Source organism: Paenibacillus sp. MMS20-IR301, assembly GCF_032302195.1.
Classification (GTDB): Bacteria; Bacillota; Bacilli; order Paenibacillales; family Paenibacillaceae; genus Paenibacillus_AQ.
Genome location: NZ_CP135275.1, coordinates 279663 through 298397, shown reverse-complemented (window position 1 = coordinate 298397; position 18735 = coordinate 279663). Strand labels below are relative to the sequence as shown.

Genomic DNA, 18735 nt, shown 5'->3' with positions numbered 1-18735 from the left:
CTCAGTCGTAGATGACCCATTTTTTTTGCAGCGCGAATTGGATTCCGGTTAAGATAATATTGATGAACAGCAATATATTAATAATCGCGGCACCATAGTTCGGATTAAAGTACACGAAGGTATTCTGGTAGTACGCATAGACAAGAGAGCGGACCGCCGGGAGCGCTACATTGGTTTTGCCGATAATGAGATAGATGGAGTCGAAGATTTGCGTGGCCCCGATTAACAGAATGATACTGGTGAAAAAAAGCGTCGGTGTCAGCATAGGCACAGTAATATAGCGGAACTTGTTAAACCGCTTGGCGCCGTCAATCTCCGCAGCTTCATAGAGGGATTTCGGAATTCCCTGCAGGCCTGCAAGAATCAGCAGCATGTTAAGACCAATCGCTCCCCACACCCCGACGATCACCAGCACCAGCATCGCATAATGCGGATTGGACAGCCAGGCTACCTTGGTCCCCAGGATGTGGTTAATCAGCCCGAAATCCTTGGCGAACAGGACGACCCACACCATCGCTGCCGCTGCCGGCATCGTGACCTGTGGCAGGAAGAAGATGACACGGTATACGGATAAACCCTTGATCTTCGTATTCAGCAGTACGGCAAACAGCGTAGACAGAACCAGCGTCACCGGTACAAACAAGACTACATAAGTTAGAGTATTGCGCAGATTCTGCCAGAACTCCCCGTCATTAAATAACTTCACGTAGTTATCAAGTCCAACCCAATGATTTACAAGCCCGAAATTCTCCGACCGCTGGAACCCCAGCAGAATGGACTGGAGAACCGGCCAGCCCCAGAAAATCAATGTGCCCAGGAGAGTCGGCGTGATCATGAGATAAGCCCACACATATCTGCTTCTGGAATTCAAAGTGATCACTCCCCGTTAATGGGGAACCCCCCTGACGTGCAGGAGGCGTTCCCGTAATGATGTTCATTATGATAAAAGCTTATTTGGTTTCAGCGATGGCCTGATTCATCATATCAGCGACTTTCTTCGCGGCTTCCTCCACAGAGACCGCTCCGCCCCATGCCTGGGACATCATCTCAGGCTCTTTCGCAAACCAGACCGGGTAAGCCAGTGATCCGCTCGGATATGGCACAGCATCCGCTACCTGATCGATGAAGATTTGCAGATTGAGATGCGGTCTCGATTTCACCCAGGCATCCTGGGTTCCGTTATAGGCCGGGATTGCTGCGCCCATCTCTGCAGTAATTTCCGCTGCCCGCTTGGAGCCGAGGAACTTGAGGAACAGCCAGGCTTCCTCTTTGTTTTTACCGCTTGCCGACATTACGTTGCCGAGCCCGTTAATGATGTTAGCCCGTTTCACTTTGCCCTTAGGCAGCTTGGCCCAGTCCCACTTATCTTTAATAATTTCACTGCCGTCGATGTCGCTGATCCGCCAGGAGCCGTCGAAGATCATGGCCAGCCGGCCGGACTTGAACATCTCAGTGGCTTCGGTGTCTGTCAGCTGCTGATGGGTCGGGGATGCGCCGTCAACAGTCATCTGATAACGGGCCTGCAGAGCTTCAATGGAAGCCGGATCATCATAGCCGGATTTCGTCATATCCGCATTCAGGATGCTGCCGCCGTTAGCCAGCATATCGTTCCAGTATCCGGTCTGCGTATCCATTTTTGCGCCAAAGCCATAGATGCCTTTATCCGGCTGGCTCAGCTGCTTAGCCGCTTCAGCAAGCTTGGCATAATCCCAGGAATCGTCCGGATACGGGATACCCGCCTGATCGAACAGCTCTTTGTTGTAAGCCAGGCCGATCGTATCGAAATCCTTAGGAATGCCATAATTCTCACCGTTCAGCGTATAGATAGAAGCAAGATCTGCCGCATAATCGCTCAGGTTAATCTCTCCGGCCTGCACTTTGCCTGTGATCGGCTCAATGAAATTGCCTGTGGCATATTTAACAAACTGCCCGCCGTGCATCCAGAATACATCCGGCAAGGTTCCGGCCGGAGCCGCCGCGGACATCTTTGTCCAGTAATCGCCCCAAGGAATGACTTCTACCTTGATCTTGATATTCGGGTTGGCTGCAGTGAACTCTTTTGCAATCGCTTCCATTGCAGGCTGCTGAATTTTATCCCAGATGGAATAGGTTAGCGTCACTTCCTTTTGCGGCTTGTCAGTGGCTGCCGGGGAAGCTGCTTCCCCGGCATTGTTCTCCGGAGTGTTGCCGGAAGAGCTGTTGCCCGAATTGCCGCCGCAGGCAGCAGTGACCAGTGCAAAGACAAGGAATACAACCGCAAACAAAAATGGATATTTTTTGCCTTTTTTCATTTCATATCCCCCTAATAAATTGTTTAGGCAAATATTTGCGTAAATACAGCATCGCAAATCGTCCTGCCTTCTTACGTTTTCATTGTAATCCAGGTCTGTGATCCCTTTAAATGCCTCATTCTTAAGATTACATGCCTCATTATTAAGGTAAAAAAGGGTTGCATTGGGTTAGAGTTCATTCCATAATATGAGTAAATAATTGCGCAAATTATTAATCATTTTTGAATAGGAGTGTCTGCGGTGACAATTACTGTATTGCCTAATCAACCCGGGGAGTTCTGGTGGGGGGGCGTAATTAACGAAGGGTATATGATGCCGTTCGGCGGCCGTCCGCATGAACGCGACCTGCGCCAGACCGATGATAACCAGGCTTCCCCTCTGCTGCTGTCTAATCTGGGGAGATATATCTGGTGCGACGGGCCGTTTGCCTTCTCGTTTGATGACAGCAGCCTGACGATCGACCATAGCGGACAGCTATCCATAGAGGAAGGGCATGAGACGCTGCAGGGTGCCTACCTGCATGCCTGTAAGCTCCACTTCCCGCCTTCGGGAACTGCACCTGACAAGCTGGCCTTCACGGCACCGCAATACTGCACCTGGATTGAGATGTTCTACGAGCCCTCGCAGGAGAAGCTGCTGGCCTACGCCGGAGCCATTATTAATAGCGGCCTGCCGCCGGGGGTGCTGATCCTTGACGACAACTGGATGAACGATTACGGAACCTGGGATTTCGACAGGCACCGCTTCCCTGATCCTGCCGGAATGATTCTCTCCCTGCATGAGATGGGCTTCAAAATCATGCTGTGGGTCTGCCCGTACGTCAGTCCTGACAGCATCACCTTCCGCCGGTTGCGCGGCCTCGGGCTCCTGATGCAATATACCGACGGTTCCCCGATACTGCGGAGATGGTGGAACGGGTACAGCGCGATTGTTGATTATACCAACCCCGAAGGCGCAGCCTGGTTCAGGCAGCAGCTGGACCGGCTGGTTCATGATTACGGTGTCGACGGCTTCAAGCTCGATGCCGGTGAACCGCTGCTGCCGGAGCTGACGGATGATATTGCCGGAGAGATTGCCTGGACCCGGCCTGTCCTTCCTATGGAAGATTGCGAGGCTTACGCCCGGCTCGGCATCGGCTACCCGCTCAGCGAGCTGCGTATGTGCTGGAAGCTCGGGGGACAGCCGCTGCTCCAGCGGCAGCGCGACAAGACGCACAAATGGGAAGCGGCGACCGGACTTGCCGGACTGATACCTGATGCAATCGCCCAGGGCCTGATGGGCTATGCCTTCAACTGCCCGGATATGGTTGGCGGGGGGATGGACGGGGATATTAATTCTCCGGACTTCCACTTTGATTCCGAGCTCTTCATCCGTTCTGTCCAGTGCTCCGCCTTATTCCCCGTGATGCAGTTCTCCATGGCTCCATGGCGGGTACTCGCAGGAGAGGAATGGACCTGGTGTATGAATGCAGTGCAGCTGCGGACGGAATTAGGACCGCTGCTCTCTGGGCTTGCCAGCGAGGCTGCCGAGAACGGGCTGCCCATCCTGCGCCATCTGGAATTTGTCTTCCCGCAGCAGGGCTTCCATGACGTTCAAGACCAGTTCATGGTCGGCGGCTCCGTGCTGGTCGCCCCTGTCGTGAATAAGGGCCAGACGGCAAGGGTGATCCGGTTCCCGGCCGGCCGGTGGCAGGGGGATGACGGAAGCATCGTCGAAGGCCCGGCTGCTGTCGAAGTAAGCGCACCGCTGTCCCGGCTGCCGTGGTACCGGCAAATCTAAAGCCGTAATCAAAGGGAGATTATTGAATGAGAACAATCAAATTAGCTGTAGTTGGTGCAGGAGCACGGGGATTTCTGTCATATATGCCGTATGTTCAGCGGTTTCCCCATGAGGCGGAGGTTGTTGCGGTAGCGGAACCGAACACGGAGCGGCGGACACGGTTTGCCGAAGCATTGCAGGTGTCTCCGGAGCATATCTATTCCACCTGGGAAGAGCTGCTGGAACAGCCCAAGCTATGCGATGCCCTGCTCATCTGCACCCAGGATCAGATGCATTATGAGCCAACGCTTGCCGCACTCCGCAAGGGCTATCATGTGCTGCTGGAGAAGCCGATGTCGAGTAACCCGGCAGAGTGCATCGAGATGGAGCGGGTAGCCCGTGAAGAAGGGCGGCTGCTCTCCATCTGCCATGTCTCCAGGTACATTCCTTTCTGGAAGCAGCTTAAGGAGCTCATTCAGGGCGGTGCCGCTGGAGATCTCATGTCCATTCAGCATAATGAAAATGTCGGGTATCTCCATTACGCCCACAGCTTTGTCCGGGGCAACTGGCGCAGTGATGTGCTCTCCAGCCCCATGATCCTGGCGAAATCCTGCCATGATATGGATCTGATCCGCTGGCTGGTCGATGCAGACTGCACGCGGCTTAGCTCCTTCGGCGCACTGGGCCACTTCCGGGCCGAGCATGCGCCGGCCGGCTCGGCCCACCGCTGTACGGACGGCTGTGAGGTGGAAGCCACCTGCCCGTACTCTGCTGTACGCTTTTATATGCAGGACCCGGAAGTGAATCCCTTCGCAGCGCTGATTGCAGATCCGCCTACCGAACCGAACCGGATGAAGGCGATCCTGCACGGTCCCTACGGCAAATGCGTCTACCGGACAGATAATAATGTGGTCGATCACCAGACTGTCAACATGGAATTTGCCAACGGGGTCACGGTCATCTTCAGCATGTGCGGGTTCACGCGCGATATTAACCGCACCATTCAGATCATGGGCACCAAAGGGGAAATCCGCGGCGATCTGCTGAGCGGCTGCATCGACCTGTTCGACTTCTCGTCCGGCACCCGGACGGTCATGCAGATGCCCGCAAGCGAAGGCGGTCATCAGGGCGGTGATGACGGGATCATGCGGCAATTCCTGTCCGATCTCCGCCACGAGCGGTATACTGCTACCCTGACCTCCGCGGAAGCTTCGCTGGAGAGCCATCTGATGGCCTTCGCCGCCGAGGACTCCAGAGTGAGGAATGGTGCACTGATTGAGATGCGGGAGTTCCGGCAATCCATCGCCGGGGCCGCTCCGGGCGGAGCGCCGCAGGCTGAGATGTGCAAGTAGCTCATAGTAATTGAAACAGCGGCAGCCCGGGACGAAGGAGTACCTTCCCGGGCTGCCGCTGTTTTGTTTTCTGTATGCGCAGAAGCATTTCAAAACCCAACTATACTATCTGCCGATAGCAGCCGGCGTAATCAATTCTCCTTTAACAGGCATTGATGAAACGCGATCTAAATCCTCGAAGTAGAGCGGTAAGCCTTCAGCCAAGATAGGCAGCCGGGTATGGACCGGATTCTGCCGCTGATGGTGGATATGCAGATGAGGCTCAGAGGTGGAGCCGCTGTTGCCCACGCGTCCCAGCAGATCACCTGCCTGTACCTTTTCTCCAGCCTCTACCGTCACGCTGTGCTGCTTCAAGTGATTCAGCAGCAGGTAGGTACCTGTGGCAGGGATTTTCAGATAGACATAATTGCCTTCCATGGAGAGAATATCCTCCGATCCGGGCGTAATGTCAGCCTCTTCATCGTAAGCAGCAATAACAATGCCATCCAGCGGTGCATACACCTCCTGATTCCAGATCCCGTAATCCTCTGCACGGCTGCTGCCTGTATTATAAGGCTCCATCACCAGATCATAAGCCCAGCGTTCGGAAGGCCACACCGCATGTGGTGCATTACCGTCCACGGCATCGCCTCCCCAGCCAACAACCGCCGCTCTATGAAACGGGGACTGCACGGTAATCCCCGGCTTAGAATCTGCAATGGCGACCGGGTAGGCCAGCGGAATTACATTGACCGTCAACAGAAAATGGCCGAGCAGTATGGCCGATACGCATAAATTCAACAGTAACCGGTTCAGACGCGCCTGCTTTACAAGCTTCACGGCCACCCAGACCAGATTGACTATGGCCCAAACCGCTCCGGCAGCGGGCAGTATAAATTTCAGCACCAGCCAGCCATACACGCCGGTCATACCATGCACCCACAGTGCACCGGCCCAGCCCCCTAACACCAGCAGCAGCAACAACATCGACAAGTAATTTGATTTTTTCATAACAGACTAAAGTTCAACTCCCGGTGATTAGCATAATAGAGAACCGTATTATCTGTTTTTTAGACGAGCAATACTGAAGGATCACTGCAATCCGGGCGAACAGGCCCGTCCGCCCTCGCAGCAGCACATTGTATTCGGTTTTCCGCATACATTTGGCCCGGGCACCCCCGCAGCTGCTCATTGTATTCGGTTTTCCGCATACATTTACTTGGCATTCACTAATTACCTGCACAAAGAAAAGAGAGTACCCGTTAAGGCACCCTCCCCGCACTCCATCAGCAACACCGCCGCTCACTCAAACCGGAGCTCATCAATCCAGACCGTGCTGTTGCCCCCGTGCCAGAAGGTCATCGCCAGCTGGCCGGGGCTGCTGCGGTCCACGCCTTTGGACACCAGATTAATCGTAATATCCTTATAGCCGGCCGTAACCGTATCCCCGCTGAAATCCGCCAGCGTCTGCGTCACTCCGCCAATCGTCAGCTGGATATGATTCTGCTCGCCGCCGTCCGCCCCTTTGATGCGGATGATCAGCTTCGTATAACCCGCGATACTCTGATTGATGGTCGAGCCGAACCAGCCGTTGTTGTTATATTGCAGCTTCAGTGCGCCTGATTCGATAACACCTGCACTGTTCACAAAGCTGTTGGCGCCTGCCCAGCCGCCTATATCATTCGTTCCCGGCCAGACCGGCGAGTTATCGAAATTATCCAGCAGCAGGGCAGCCGCTCCGTTATTGGTCGTTACATTCAGCACCGTGCTGGCAGCCGACAGATTTCCCGCAGCGTCCCTTGCCCGGACGGTATACGCGTATGCTGTATTGGCACTCAGTCCGCCGTCCGTAAAGCTGTTCACAGCTGAGGTGCCAGCTTCCGTCCCGTTCCGGTAGATCACATACTGCGTAACGCCAACATTATCAGTTGAAGCGGCCCAGCTCAGACTGACGCTGCTTGAAGTCTTTCCGCTTGCCGTCACATTCCCCGGTACCGTCGGAGTTTGTGTATCCCCTCCTCCGCCTGTACCTCCGCTGATCTGAATCCGGTCAATATCGGCTGCCCATCCGGCAGGATTGGAGAAATGAATGGTATTATTACCGGCATTCAGCTGAACCTGGGCCTGCGCCGTCCCTACTGTGGTCCAGCCTCCCGTACTCGGCATATTAAGGGTAGAGGCCGTTCCTCCGTTAACACGCAGCTGCACACTCCTGGCCTCAGCGCTGAGGTAGGATACGGTCAGGGTGTAGGTTCCCGCCGCTGCCGCACCGACACCGTTAAACTGCAGCGTACCGGTGTTGTTCCCGACATAACCCACCTTCGAGCCTCCCGAGCAGGCAGTGCAGGCGGCAACGGCTGCTGTCCCGGTCAAAGTGTTCCCCGCCGCCTCCGCTTCATAGGAAGCCTGAGTACCGCCGCCGGAAGCATCCGTAACGGCACTTACCGCACTGCTTGGAGCAGATACATTCCCCGCCACATCCTTCGCCCTAACCGTGTAGCTGTAGCTGGTACTAGGACTTAATCCCGTATCTGTAAAAGAATTCACCGCCGCCGACCCGGCCAGCGTACTGCCGCGGTAAATATCATAGCCGGTTACCCCTGTGTTATCCGTTGAAGCAGACCAGCTCAGACTGACACTGCTTGAAGTCTTTCCGCTTACCGCCAAATTGCCCGGCACGCTCGGCGCCTGGGTATCCGTGCTTCCGCCGCCGCTGTATCCGCCGTCATACGCGGACTGGGTCAGGCTGTACGAAAGAGTATTGTCCGGCTTCAGACTGTTGAATGCTCCGAGATTCTGATTCGCCGGGTCCATGCCGATGCCCACATTGCCGAGCGGGGTCCGGCCGCCGGTGTAATAATTAGTATTGGCAAACCGGGCGCTGGGCTTATAGCCGTAAGGGTCCAGGATGGACAATGCCAGGATATACGTCCCCGCTGGCATATTAGCCGGTATCGTAAATGCACCGGCTACCTGCTGCACGGCAGCTGCCTGATTATACTGGCGGGTGGTGCTGTTCCAGTCATCCCCCGGCATCCAGCTGCGGATGTCCACATTATTGAAGATGCCCTTCCAGGCTATGGTACGGTCGCTTCGCAGCAGGCTGGCCTCCACCGGCCAGTTATAATAGAACGGCGCCGAGCCTTTGTTCACCACCTGAAAAGCCACATTCATCTGGCCCCCGGGCTGCACGCTGCCGGAGAAAGTCGCCTGGTTGAGGACGAACCGGTAGCCGAACTCCTTCTGCATCAGGGCAGCGCCCTGTGACACAGCCGGATTGCCGGCGTCGTACAGATCAATCCAGCCGAGGCTGCTGGTATGCGTTTTTTTGATCCAGTCGATGACGTAGTTCCGGTGGTTCGGATCGCTTAACGTATCATTCGGGGAATCACCGGGCTGAATCTCCTTCTGTCCCCAGTCATACGCCACCTCGCCGCCGTTGACCTGCGTGCGCCACACATTCCTCGCCGCAATGCCCTCCCCGCCGGACAGGTCATCAATCAGCGCGAAGGAATCCCACAGGAAGCCGAAGCTGTAATTCTGGAAGGTATCGGGATAGCGGACCTGAACCTTTTTATTCTGAAAAGCCTGCGAAGCCGCATTCCCAAGCGCCGTCTGGAAACTGAGCGGCATCCGGTCCGTCCCGTCGGCCAGCTTATCCGGCCAAATGTGATGCTCGCCCCAGTTGCCCCACAGCCCCAGCTCCACATAGGCCACCCGCGGATCATTATCCCAGGCCTGGCCCAGCTTCTGGATGAAGGCAGTCAGGCGGTTCTTCAGGATATCTGAAGTCCACTGGGTGGTCACATCGCCATGCGGCACACCATCCGGCCAATACTCCCCGCCGTTCGGATACACAATGAAGACGCGGGGAATGACCTTCTTATTCTGGCTCTCGATGCCTGCCCAGGCCGTATTGCTCCAGTCCTTAATCTTCTGGACGGAATCGGACGCCGCATTCTCCAGATCCGTATATTTGATATAGTGCTTGAACACGGTCCCGTATTCCTGATCCGAAAAGCTGCTGTCGTTCATAAAGCGGGTGGGCCGGAAGCCCTTCAGGGGGTTCTTGAACGCCTCCTGTGTTTCAGTAAGATTAACCGTAATCGGACCGGCTGCCGCTGCCGCCGGCTGCAGCCATGATCCCACCAACGAACCTCCTGTCAGCAAAATAAATGATAACATTACAGTAACCGCTTTCATTAAAGCTTTTGATAATTTACTCCTCATCCATCATCCCTCCCCTGTTAATAAAAAGCCAACGCAATTATTTGCGCAAACTTTTTGCGCCTTCAGTATAGTCTACTCCCGCACTTGCCGTCAAGCAAAAAGCCGTGCTCCGGAATGCCTGATTTTACAGGGCGTATTTCCATCGCCTACAACGGCTTACAGCAGGAAATCCGGGGGAGTCTGGCGCCGGGCTTCCCATTGTCCGCCGCAGGGACGACTGCTTTTTAATTCGGAAGTACGGACTTCAGTCAAAAAGCAGACCGATACGCAACGTTGTTCAGTTATACGTCTGGCGTTACGGACTGGAGAGGCCTTAAGCCTGCGAAAAGAGCCTGTGCGCCGGGTCTTGCGGACACCAGCGCCGTTATTTTGCCGGAAAAGTGATAATCGCCCGGCAAAAGTGGCGAATAAGGTCCGTGGGGTCCGTAACCCCGCCAAATGGGCCGATAATGGGGTTTTAAGGGCCGTGGGGTCCGTAAGCGGCTATTGGTCAGCATGATGCTTGGGTGATTTGTCGGGTGGGCTGGTGAACGGCGTTATGCTTGGGGTGGTTTGTTGGGTCGGCTGGTGGCTGTTAGGAGTAGTGAATTGGGGGGGAATTTGTTTGTTTAGGCGGCCTGAATAGCAACTTGTTTGAAGTATGTGTTTGGGGTGGGCAGTAACCCGGAATGGTCGCACTCGGCCCGGCTCAGAATCATTTTATTGTCTGGAACAAGGGACACAGGCTTCAGTTATATAAGAAGCACAAAAGAACCTAACTAAAAGCAAGAAGGAACGAAGGGAAAATTTGGGACTGCAGGAGCGATAGCGATCGCCCGAAATCTTTCCGTAGGAAAGCTCGCTTCGGAAGCATATGCTAGTGTTCGGATTTCTACCGCGAACAGCGGGTATAATCAGGAAATCCAAATATAACAGCGGCCGTCCGGGACTCTATCTCTTGTCCAGGGCAGCCGCTGTTCCTTTCAAGAGTCAGCCTACTGTTCTCATTCTCTTCTGCCCGACGCCAAACCTGTGCAGGATTCCCGCTCAATCAGCTCCGTCTTAAGACTGATGTGCACCTCGGCAATATTGCTGTTCATAATCAGCTCCGTCAGTACTTTTACAATGATGGAGCTGATGTCGTACCGGAATCTGCGGACGGTGGTCAGCGGCGGAACCATGAACTCCGACAGCTTCAGATCATCGAAGCCGATCAGGGAGATGTCCTGCGGAATCCGGATATTCAGCTCCGCGAGCCCCTTCATCGCTCCGAAGGCAATAATATCATTGAAGGTAAACATCGCTGTAATGGAAGGGTCCTCCTTCATCAGCTGCTTCACGGCCTCATAGCCGTGTGCAGGATCAAACGCCCCCATTAAAGCCCGGGCATCTGACCAGGGCAGCTTCAAATCGCGGAAAGCATCCTTGCAGCCGTCCAGCCGGTTCAGATTGACCAGGTGATTCTTCGGTCCGGCAAGGATACCGATCTTCCGGTGCCCCAGTTCATGCAGGTAACGGATGACCTCATATGCGCCTTTACGGTTATCGTAATCAATATAGTTATGATTATGCTTGTACGTTCTCCCGTTCGTAAGCAGGTACGGAATATTCAGCCGCTCCAGCTCCTCGAACAATTGCTCATTGACAAAAGGATCAAAAATGACCGCAGCATCCATCTTTTCCTCACCGACTAGCTTATACGCCGGAGAGGACTGCAGATCCGCACCGTGCTTCACAATATGCACCTGATGCCCGTAAGCTTCGAATTCTTCCTTCAGGTGGTTCAGGTCCGCCGAGGTGGACGGGTCATTATCGAAGAAGTCACTGTTGCCCGGAACGATGACCGCGATATTATAGGTTATGCCTGCCGGCTTGGGGGGAGCAATCCCCGGCTTCAAATGTTCATTCGCAATCTCGAGCACTTTCCTGCGCGTCTCTTCGCTGAAATTGCCCTGATTGTTCATAATCCGGGATACGGTGCTGATCGACACATTGGCCTTCCGGGCAATTTCCTTCAGCTTCATTTGCATCCCCTCCAGTCTAAGAAACTTTTTGCGCACTCAAGAAATTATAGCGTTTCCCGATGCATTTGGTCAATCGGCCAGAGGAGGCCGCTTCAATTCAAAAGTCCCTAGCTCAGCAGCCTGTTCCCCTTTTCACACACCTCATAGATTTCATCATATTTCTGCTCCATCAGCGGCTCCATCAGCTTCATTCGCTGGCGCACGATTGCCTTATGGACGAAGACCGGAAGGGTCCAGCCGGCAAAAGCAGGAACGGCTAAAAGAATGGACAGCAGGATTTTAGGCGGATCATGAGTAACCGCAAATACAGAGCCTGCCATAAAGGCAGTGCCGGTCATCGCAATCACCAGTGCCCACATGACGGCAAATGAGGTTTTCGATTTCTCCATCACGGCGAGTTCACTCATACAGGCTTCGAAATGGCGCTCCAGCCGGGTCAGCTCGGTTTTATGCAGTATTTTGCGGTCCCGTTTGAGCTTAATGATCACTTTGCCGGTATGATTCCCCCCCCTATAGGCGGAAGGCTTCAGCTCTTCATTCAGTATCCACCCGAAATTCATATAACCGTCAATATACATGGAGCTCTTCTCCCGCTCGACCGCCGCTTCTTTATAATCATATCCGACAAAGCTGCTTCCGCCCCGTGTGACCTGATTCATCAGCTCAGCTCCTTTACGAATACTGGAATACGTACGGTGAAGGTAGTTTTTACAGCCGGGATGCTGGTTACAGTGATGCTTCCGCCGATAAGCTGCAGAATACGCAGCACAAGAGCCAGTCCCAGCCCGTTGCCTTCAGTGGAGCGGGAGGTATCGCCCTGATAAAATTTATCAAAAATATACTTCATGGTCTCCTCGTTCATCCCGCAGCCGGTATCGGAGACAGACACAATTACCTCTTCATCCGTGGAGCTTTGCTGCAGCATAATCGTACCGCCGGGTTCGGTAAACTTGATGGCATTGGAGAGCAGATTGTTCCAGATCAGCTCAAGCAGGCTGGCATCCGCCTCAATCGTTGCAAGGTCCTCAATGTCTGCGATAAACTCAATATTTTTGCGGGTCCACAGCTCCTCGAACAGCAGCGCACATTCGCATAATTGGGCACACAGATCGTATGCCTCCGGCAGCGGCTGCAGGTTCTGCTTCTCCAGCTTATTGAGCTTGAGAATATTAGTAATCAGCTCGCTTAGCCTTGAGGAGGATTCCTGAATGGTATCAATGTAGCCCGCTCTCTGCCCTGGCGCGAGCTTATCATTCTTAAGGGCCTGCGCATAATTCTGAATGACGGATAACGGGGTTTTAATTTCGTGGGACACATTGGAGAAAAAATCGGTTTTGAACGTCTCAATACTGCCAAGCTCCTCCACCATCACATTGAAATCCATGCAGATCACGTCCAGATAATCCATTTTGTTCTTCAGATGCCTTGGAGGGACATAGACGGAGAAATCGCCGCGCGCGACTTTTCCGATCGCTTGTGCGAACCGCTCCATCGGTTTATGATACCGTCTCACGAACTGATAGCGGGTTAACAGCGTAAATGCGGCTGCAGCAACGATCCAGTAGGCTACTACAAATACAATATATTCCCGCGGAATGCTTGCTAAATCAAGGTAGGTCTGCAAAATCATCATCTGGCCTGTAGTCAGTGCCCCCAGCACCAGGAAGGAAAGCACAAAGCTGTACAAGGGAAAGATGGACGCTTTCACTCTGGAGTCCTGCGCATTCACTGCAGCACCGCCTTATACCCCAGCCCGCGTACAGTCACGATCGCGAAACCGGTGCAGGAGGACAGCTTATCCCGCAGCTTCGTGACATAGACATCTACGGCCCGCAGGCTGGTGTCGGATTCCACGCCCCAGAACTCGTCCATGAGCTGTGCGCGCGTAAAGGTTTTTTTCGGGTACGAGAGCAGCTTATACAGGATATTGAACTCCCGCAAGGTGAGGGGAACCTCTTCACCATCGACAGAGGCGGTCATCGCATCCGCATCCAGCGTAAGATTGCCTACTGTCATCCTGCGTTCCTCCATTATATTAGCTCTGCGCAGCAATGCCCCCACACGCATGATCAGCTCATCCAGGTTAATCGGCTTTACCATATAGTCATCTATGCCGATTTTAAAGCCCTTTTGCTTGGACAGGATATCATCCCTCGCGGTCATAAAGAGTATAGGAATCGTTGAGTTCAGCTGGCGCACGGTTTCCGCAAATTCAAACCCGTCGATGTCCGGCATCATAATATCGGAAATAATCAGATCGTACAGCTGGTTGTACATTAAATCATAAGCCTCGCGCGGGCTCAGGCAGCCCTTGGCCTTGTAGCCGCTGTCGTTTAAATAGGTGCAGACAATTTGATTAAGCTTTACATCGTCCTCTACCACCAGAATATGAATCAAGTTCGTGCCCTCCTCTTATTGACGCTGCATCCTGTTACATATTACTGTTGCCGCATTTATAGTTTGTTTGAGTTTTGTTGCTGAATTGTTAATTACGGAATTAACAGAACAGAAACATTACTTAAGCAAAACATAAACATTCCGGGAATACAATCGCTCACAGCATAAGGATTACCTCAAGGCAAAATCACAGCGATCAGGAGGAAATAAGCATGGAAAGCAATTTTATCATTACAAACAGGGCCAGGGTGAATAAGATCATCACCATTATGCTATGGGGCATATTTGCAGCAGCAGTTATCTTCTATTTTCAGGGTCAGGTGCTGGGTGAGATTGCCTTCTCGCTTCTGATTGAGCTCTCTATTGCTTCTATACTGATCCTCACCACACAAAAGCATACCTTAACAATGGCCATTCTGTTCATGGCTATTCTGACCTGTACGGTTAATTATATCGGCGGCGCCTACACAGGCATGATTATAGCCACCGTGCTGTGCATTGTTTCGCTGTACTCCAATAAATCTATCCTGTTCAGCTTTGGCGGCTTATACACCATTACGTTCTCCGTTATGCATTTCTCAGGGAAGCAAACAGAGAACACCGGGGATATCGGGTACTATTTCATCAATATGGGCTTTCTGGCACTGCTTACACTGGTCCTGTATTTCGTATGCAAGCGGAATGCGGATCTGATAGAGAACGCTAACAGGAATGAAGCGGAAGCCCACAGCAATGAGGCAGCGGCCCAGAACATGGTTCAGGTCATCGGCGAGAACACGGCCCAGCTTCACGGGAATATTGATCATTGCAACCAGGATATCGGGATCCTCAGAACGATCAGTGAGAGTATGTCAACCCGGATTAAGGAGGTAGCGCATGATGTTGCCCGGCAGTCAGGCAGCCTGGAACAGATTAATACGATGATAGGACAGGCTGACATGGGGATGGCAGAGATTAATGAGATGTCCGCAGGGCTGACCCGAACCTCTGATGCGGCCAGTACGACACTGCTGCAAAGTGCAGAGCAGTTCCGCCAGATGGAGGAGCAGATGAAGATTATTAATTGGGCTGTGCAGGAATCGTTCTCGACTGTTGGTGCTCTGAACAAAAGTCTGGAACAGGTAAACGGTTTTCTTGCCGCCATCAGCCAGATCGCCAGTGAGACCAACCTGCTGGCGCTTAATGCAAGAATTGAAGCTGCGCGGGCCGGAGAAGCCGGGGCCGGCTTTAGCGTGGTGGCACTGCAGATCAAGAAGCTGGCCGAGCAAAGCGCAGCGACTGTCGATAGTATCACGGAGATTGTTCAAGACATCAAGGTAAAAACAAATGCGGTATTAAAGAAAGCAACGGATGAAGAAGCAGCTGTTCAAAAAGGGAATGTAATTACTGAACAAGTCATTGGCAGCTTCGAGCAAGTCAGCACTGCCTTCAGGATGATCGACCGTTATATAGAAGAGGAGATTGCTAAAATTGGGCATGTAAGCGGAGTATTCTCACAAATCCGCCTGCAGTCTGATCAAATTTCTGCGATTGCCCATAAAAACCTGACGGCAACGACCGAGCTGCTCGGCGCCAATAAGGAACAGGATGAGCGAATTGAAATTATCTATGGCTCCATCGGCAGAATCAGCCGTTCCAGCATACAGCTGCAGGAATTAATCGGAACGAATGGAGCTAATTAATGTAACACAAACAAAACGTAAGCAATTCATAAATATGTTAATCCTACAATGATTCTATCAGGTGAAGCGGAAAACAGCCTGCCAAATACACTATAGAAGATAAAGGAGAAATGAAAAATGAATCAGCTTACCAGAAACGAAACGAATTACGTCGGTTATGAATACAAAGATATTACGGTTAAACGCAGAGTAGAATCTGTGTATGCCGACGGGTACAGCCATTTCGGCTGGACACTGGACAGCACTTCAGCACCGGCCCAGCATCCCGGCTCCGTAACCATGAAATTCAAACGGGACCGCAAAATCCGCAACAAGGTTGAACTGACCCGGCTGCAGCGCCAGTTTGACGCTGCCGTTACCGAGATCGAAGCTCTTGAGAACTCCAAAGTCATCCTTGCGTCCGCTGCCGCGTATGCCACCGGTGTGGCCGGAACGGCTTTTATGGCAGGTTCGGTGTTTGCCAATCTGGATGGCAGCCTGGTGCTTTCCATCATTCTGGCCATCCCGGGCTTCGCAGGCTGGATTATCCCGTATCTGCTCTATACGAATATCAGCAAGAAGAAGACAAGCAGGGTTGCACCCCTGATTGACCAGAAATATGACGAACTCTACGAGCTCGGCCAAAGAGCCAATTCCCTGCTGGTTAACTAAGGCTGAATATGATAAGCAAGCTTGTTGTCCTGTTTCTGGGCTATCTGATTATAAGAGAATACTTCAGGCGGACCTAGGTTCCGCCTGAAGATTAATGGAGGGGACAGTGCTTAAAGAATTATTGAACCGCTACATGACCGATTACCAGGAGCGGGCTGCGATAACAAACAGTGTGGCAATGGTAATTAATGCTATGATCGGTGCGGCTAAGCTGATTCTGGGACTGTACCTTCTGTCCGGCTGGTTCATTATCAATGCGCTCTATTACTTGATCCTTTGCGCCGCAAGGAGACAGGCACTCCATAAATATGCAGCGGCCAAACGCATTGAAGAGCCTGGGCAAAGATATGACATGGAGTTCATGGTGTACCAGCGGAGCGGCGCTTTCCTGTGCCTCCTCGGAATCACCTATCTGCTGGTCTGTCTACGAATGTATCTTGCCGGAGATGCCCTCTTTTACAGAGGTTATCTTGTTTATCTGGTAGCAACCGTTGCGTTCACTAAGCTTGGACTTGCCATATACGGCATCTTGTCGAACCGGCATCTGAAAGGACCGATCATTTCAACGCTGAGAATCATCAGTTTTACCGATGCCATGGTTGCCATTGTGGTAACGCAGTACACACTGCTCATGATGGAGCATTCCGATCATGCGCTCCAGTCCAGCGCCTTGTTCGGGATGGGCTGCAGTATTGTGTTTTTCTCCACAGGCATATACATGCTGCTCAAAAAGAAAAAGCCTGCTAAAGCACCCTTTGAAAGGAAGTATTCAAATGAGTAAAGAAACCGCAGTGAATATAAGTTCTATCCGTAAGGGCCCGATTGTAATCATCATGATTCTGGGCGCCTTTCTGGCCACGCTGAATCAGACCATCATGAGTGTTGTCCTGCCGGAGTTAATGAGCGATTTCAGCATATCCGCTTCAACGGCCCAGTGGCTGACTACAGGCTATATGCTGGTTAGCGGTGTACTGATTCCGGTTACGGCCTATCTGATGCAGCGGTTTACAACGCGCGGGCTTTTCCAGACTTCGATGATCATTTTTCTGGCCGGAACGGTGATATCGGCGCTCGCAGCAAACTTCCCGGTTCTGTTAACCGGGCGTCTGGTTCAGGCAGCAGGATCAGGAATTATCATGCCGCTGCTGATGAATGTTATTCTAACCCTCTATCCTCCCGAGAAAAGAGGAGCCGCAATGGGCATGGTCGGCTTGGCCGTCATTTTCGCTCCGGCAGTCGGACCTACGCTGGCCGGATACATTCTGGAGCATTACAGCTGGGAAAGCATGTTCTACGGGATGATCCCTTTGACATCCGTAATTATCATCGGCGGCTTCATCTGTTTAAGGAATGTATCCGCACGCTCCAATACCAGGCTCGACCTGTCCAGTGTCGTGATTTCAACCATCGGCTTCGGAACCCTGCTGTATGGCTTCAGCCGGGCGGGAAGCGCAGGCTGGTTAAGCACGGAGGTCCTCTTCTCGCTTGGTGCAGGGGTTCTGTCACTCGGATTATTCACCTGGCGGCAGCTGGTCTCCCCGAATCCGCTGCTGGAGCTGCGGGCTTTCCGGTATAAGATGTTCTCCTTAACCACAATTATCAATATGGCGGTAACGATCGTGATGTATGCTGATATGATTCTGCTCCCGCTCTATCTGCAGAATGCCCGCGGATACACAGCGATGGAATCCGGCTTCCTGCTCCTTCCCGGCTCGCTGATCATGGGTATTCTGATGCCGGTCACGGGCAAGCTGTTCGACCGCTTCGGAGCCCGGTGGCTTGCGGTCATCGGCTTACTGATTCTGATTGCTACGACCCTCAGCTTCACTCGCTTAACGGATTCGACGGGTTACCTGTACATGGCGCTCATGTCAACCGGCCGGCGTATCGGATTAGCCATGATCCTTATGCCGATCCAAACCGCAGGGCTGAATCAGCTGCCCGCCAAGCTTAATGCACACGGCACCGCCATTTCCAATACGGTTAAACAAGTCGCCGGCGCTGTGGGTACTTCTCTGCTCGTTACCGTCATGGCCAGCAGCACCAAGTCTCATCTGCAGGATTTGCAGGCTGCAGGCGGAACCCGGGAACACATGCTGATGGAAGCCTCTATCCAAGGCATCAATGATGCTTATCTTGTCATCGTGGGAATCAGCATAATTGCATTACTGCTCTCGGTATTCATCAAGCAGCACGGCCGCGCCCCGCAGAAGGACTCCGAGCCGGGCCTGAAACAGCTTAAGATGAAAGAGGCACAGCACTGATTGCAGGGCAGACTGAATATAGATATAAAGAAACCGCCTCTTTGTGCAGTGGAAACTCCACTGCTCTATCAAAGAGACGGTTTCTTCGCTTGAACCTGCCGGGATATTTTACAACAATTGATTACGAA

The 18735-nt window shown here is 52.8% G+C and carries 14 protein-coding genes; 6 read left to right on the top strand and 8 right to left on the bottom strand.

Features of this window, described 5'->3' with window-relative positions:
• Position 1 precedes the first annotated feature (1 nt).
• Both LOS79_RS01295 and LOS79_RS01290 read right to left on the bottom strand, forming a co-directional pair.
• The gene (locus tag LOS79_RS01295; protein ID WP_315415703.1) at positions 2–880 is read right to left on the bottom strand and encodes a carbohydrate ABC transporter permease; all 879 of its coding nucleotides are present in this window, start codon (positions 878–880) and stop codon (positions 2–4) included.
• 70 nt (positions 881–950) lie between these two features.
• A complete protein-coding gene (locus LOS79_RS01290; RefSeq protein ID WP_315415701.1) occupies positions 951–2291 on the bottom strand; it encodes an ABC transporter substrate-binding protein in 1341 nt (446 codons plus the stop codon).
• Positions 2292–2531: 240 nt separating this feature from the next.
• Between LOS79_RS01290 and LOS79_RS01285 the strand changes: the two genes are divergently transcribed.
• Complete coding sequence (locus LOS79_RS01285) at positions 2532–4070, top strand: glycoside hydrolase family 31 protein (protein WP_315415700.1); 1539 nt, start codon at positions 2532–2534, stop codon at positions 4068–4070.
• A 26-nt stretch (positions 4071–4096) separates the two neighbouring features.
• The gene (locus tag LOS79_RS01280; RefSeq protein ID WP_315415698.1) at positions 4097–5401 is read left to right on the top strand and encodes a Gfo/Idh/MocA family protein; all 1305 of its coding nucleotides are present in this window, start codon (positions 4097–4099) and stop codon (positions 5399–5401) included.
• A gap of 105 nt (positions 5402–5506) precedes the next feature.
• Here the strand turns inward: LOS79_RS01280 and LOS79_RS01275 are convergent, their stop codons facing one another.
• The 6 genes from LOS79_RS01275 to LOS79_RS01250 form a co-directional block, all read right to left on the bottom strand.
• On the bottom strand, positions 5507–6391 hold the full coding sequence (locus LOS79_RS01275; protein ID WP_315415696.1) for a M23 family metallopeptidase: 885 nt from the start codon (positions 6389–6391) through the stop codon (positions 5507–5509).
• A gap of 291 nt (positions 6392–6682) precedes the next feature.
• On the bottom strand, positions 6683–9529 hold the full coding sequence (locus LOS79_RS01270) for a fibronectin type III domain-containing protein (RefSeq protein WP_315415695.1): 2847 nt from the start codon (positions 9527–9529) through the stop codon (positions 6683–6685).
• A gap of 1064 nt (positions 9530–10593) precedes the next feature.
• A complete protein-coding gene (locus LOS79_RS01265; protein WP_315415694.1) occupies positions 10594–11613 on the bottom strand; it encodes a LacI family DNA-binding transcriptional regulator in 1020 nt (339 codons plus the stop codon).
• Between the two features lie 107 nt (positions 11614–11720).
• The gene (locus LOS79_RS01260) at positions 11721–12272 is read right to left on the bottom strand and encodes a hypothetical protein (RefSeq protein ID WP_315415692.1); all 552 of its coding nucleotides are present in this window, start codon (positions 12270–12272) and stop codon (positions 11721–11723) included.
• Positions 12272–13342 carry a HAMP domain-containing sensor histidine kinase gene (locus tag LOS79_RS01255; RefSeq protein ID WP_315415691.1) on the bottom strand — a complete coding sequence of 357 codons (1071 nt, stop codon included), beginning with the start codon at positions 13340–13342 and terminating at the stop codon, positions 12272–12274. Before LOS79_RS01255 ends, LOS79_RS01260 begins: the two co-directional genes overlap by 1 nt.
• Positions 13339–14010, bottom strand: coding sequence for a response regulator transcription factor (locus LOS79_RS01250; RefSeq protein WP_315415689.1), 672 nt, complete (start codon positions 14008–14010; stop codon positions 13339–13341). The genes LOS79_RS01255 and LOS79_RS01250 overlap by 4 nt, the downstream gene beginning before the upstream one ends.
• 212 nt (positions 14011–14222) lie before the next feature.
• Between LOS79_RS01250 and LOS79_RS01245 the strand changes: the two genes are divergently transcribed.
• The 4 genes from LOS79_RS01245 (at position 14223) to LOS79_RS01230 (ending at position 18607) form a co-directional block, all read left to right on the top strand.
• Positions 14223–15692 carry a methyl-accepting chemotaxis protein gene (locus LOS79_RS01245; protein WP_315415688.1) on the top strand — a complete coding sequence of 490 codons (1470 nt, stop codon included), beginning with the start codon at positions 14223–14225 and terminating at the stop codon, positions 15690–15692.
• Between the two features lie 117 nt (positions 15693–15809).
• Positions 15810–16343, top strand: coding sequence for a hypothetical protein (locus LOS79_RS01240; protein WP_315415687.1), 534 nt, complete (start codon positions 15810–15812; stop codon positions 16341–16343).
• Between the two features lie 106 nt (positions 16344–16449).
• Positions 16450–17124: a hypothetical protein gene (locus LOS79_RS01235; protein ID WP_315415686.1), complete on the top strand. Its 675-nt coding sequence runs from the start codon at positions 16450–16452 to the stop codon at positions 17122–17124.
• The gene (locus tag LOS79_RS01230; RefSeq protein WP_315415685.1) at positions 17117–18607 is read left to right on the top strand and encodes an MDR family MFS transporter; all 1491 of its coding nucleotides are present in this window, start codon (positions 17117–17119) and stop codon (positions 18605–18607) included. The genes LOS79_RS01235 and LOS79_RS01230 overlap by 8 nt, the downstream gene beginning before the upstream one ends.
• The last annotated feature ends 128 nt before the right edge of the window (positions 18608–18735 follow it).

What these genes read in the sequence shown, in the direction of transcription:
- LOS79_RS01260 (WP_315415692.1), bottom strand. Translation starts at nt 12,272, where the DNA reads ATGAATCAGGTCACACGGGGCGGAAGCAGCTTTGTCGGATATGATTAT.
- LOS79_RS01280 (WP_315415698.1), top strand. Translation starts at nt 4,097, where the DNA reads ATGAGAACAATCAAATTAGCTGTAGTTGGTGCAGGAGCACGGGGATTT.
- LOS79_RS01245 (WP_315415688.1), top strand. Translation starts at nt 14,223, where the DNA reads ATGGAAAGCAATTTTATCATTACAAACAGGGCCAGGGTGAATAAGATC.
- LOS79_RS01290 (WP_315415701.1), bottom strand. Translation starts at nt 2,291, where the DNA reads ATGAAAAAAGGCAAAAAATATCCATTTTTGTTTGCGGTTGTATTCCTT.
- LOS79_RS01275 (WP_315415696.1), bottom strand. Translation starts at nt 6,391, where the DNA reads ATGAAAAAATCAAATTACTTGTCGATGTTGTTGCTGCTGCTGGTGTTA.
- LOS79_RS01230 (WP_315415685.1), top strand. Translation starts at nt 17,117, where the DNA reads ATGAGTAAAGAAACCGCAGTGAATATAAGTTCTATCCGTAAGGGCCCG.
- LOS79_RS01240 (WP_315415687.1), top strand. Translation starts at nt 15,810, where the DNA reads ATGAATCAGCTTACCAGAAACGAAACGAATTACGTCGGTTATGAATAC.
- LOS79_RS01265 (WP_315415694.1), bottom strand. Translation starts at nt 11,613, where the DNA reads ATGAAGCTGAAGGAAATTGCCCGGAAGGCCAATGTGTCGATCAGCACC.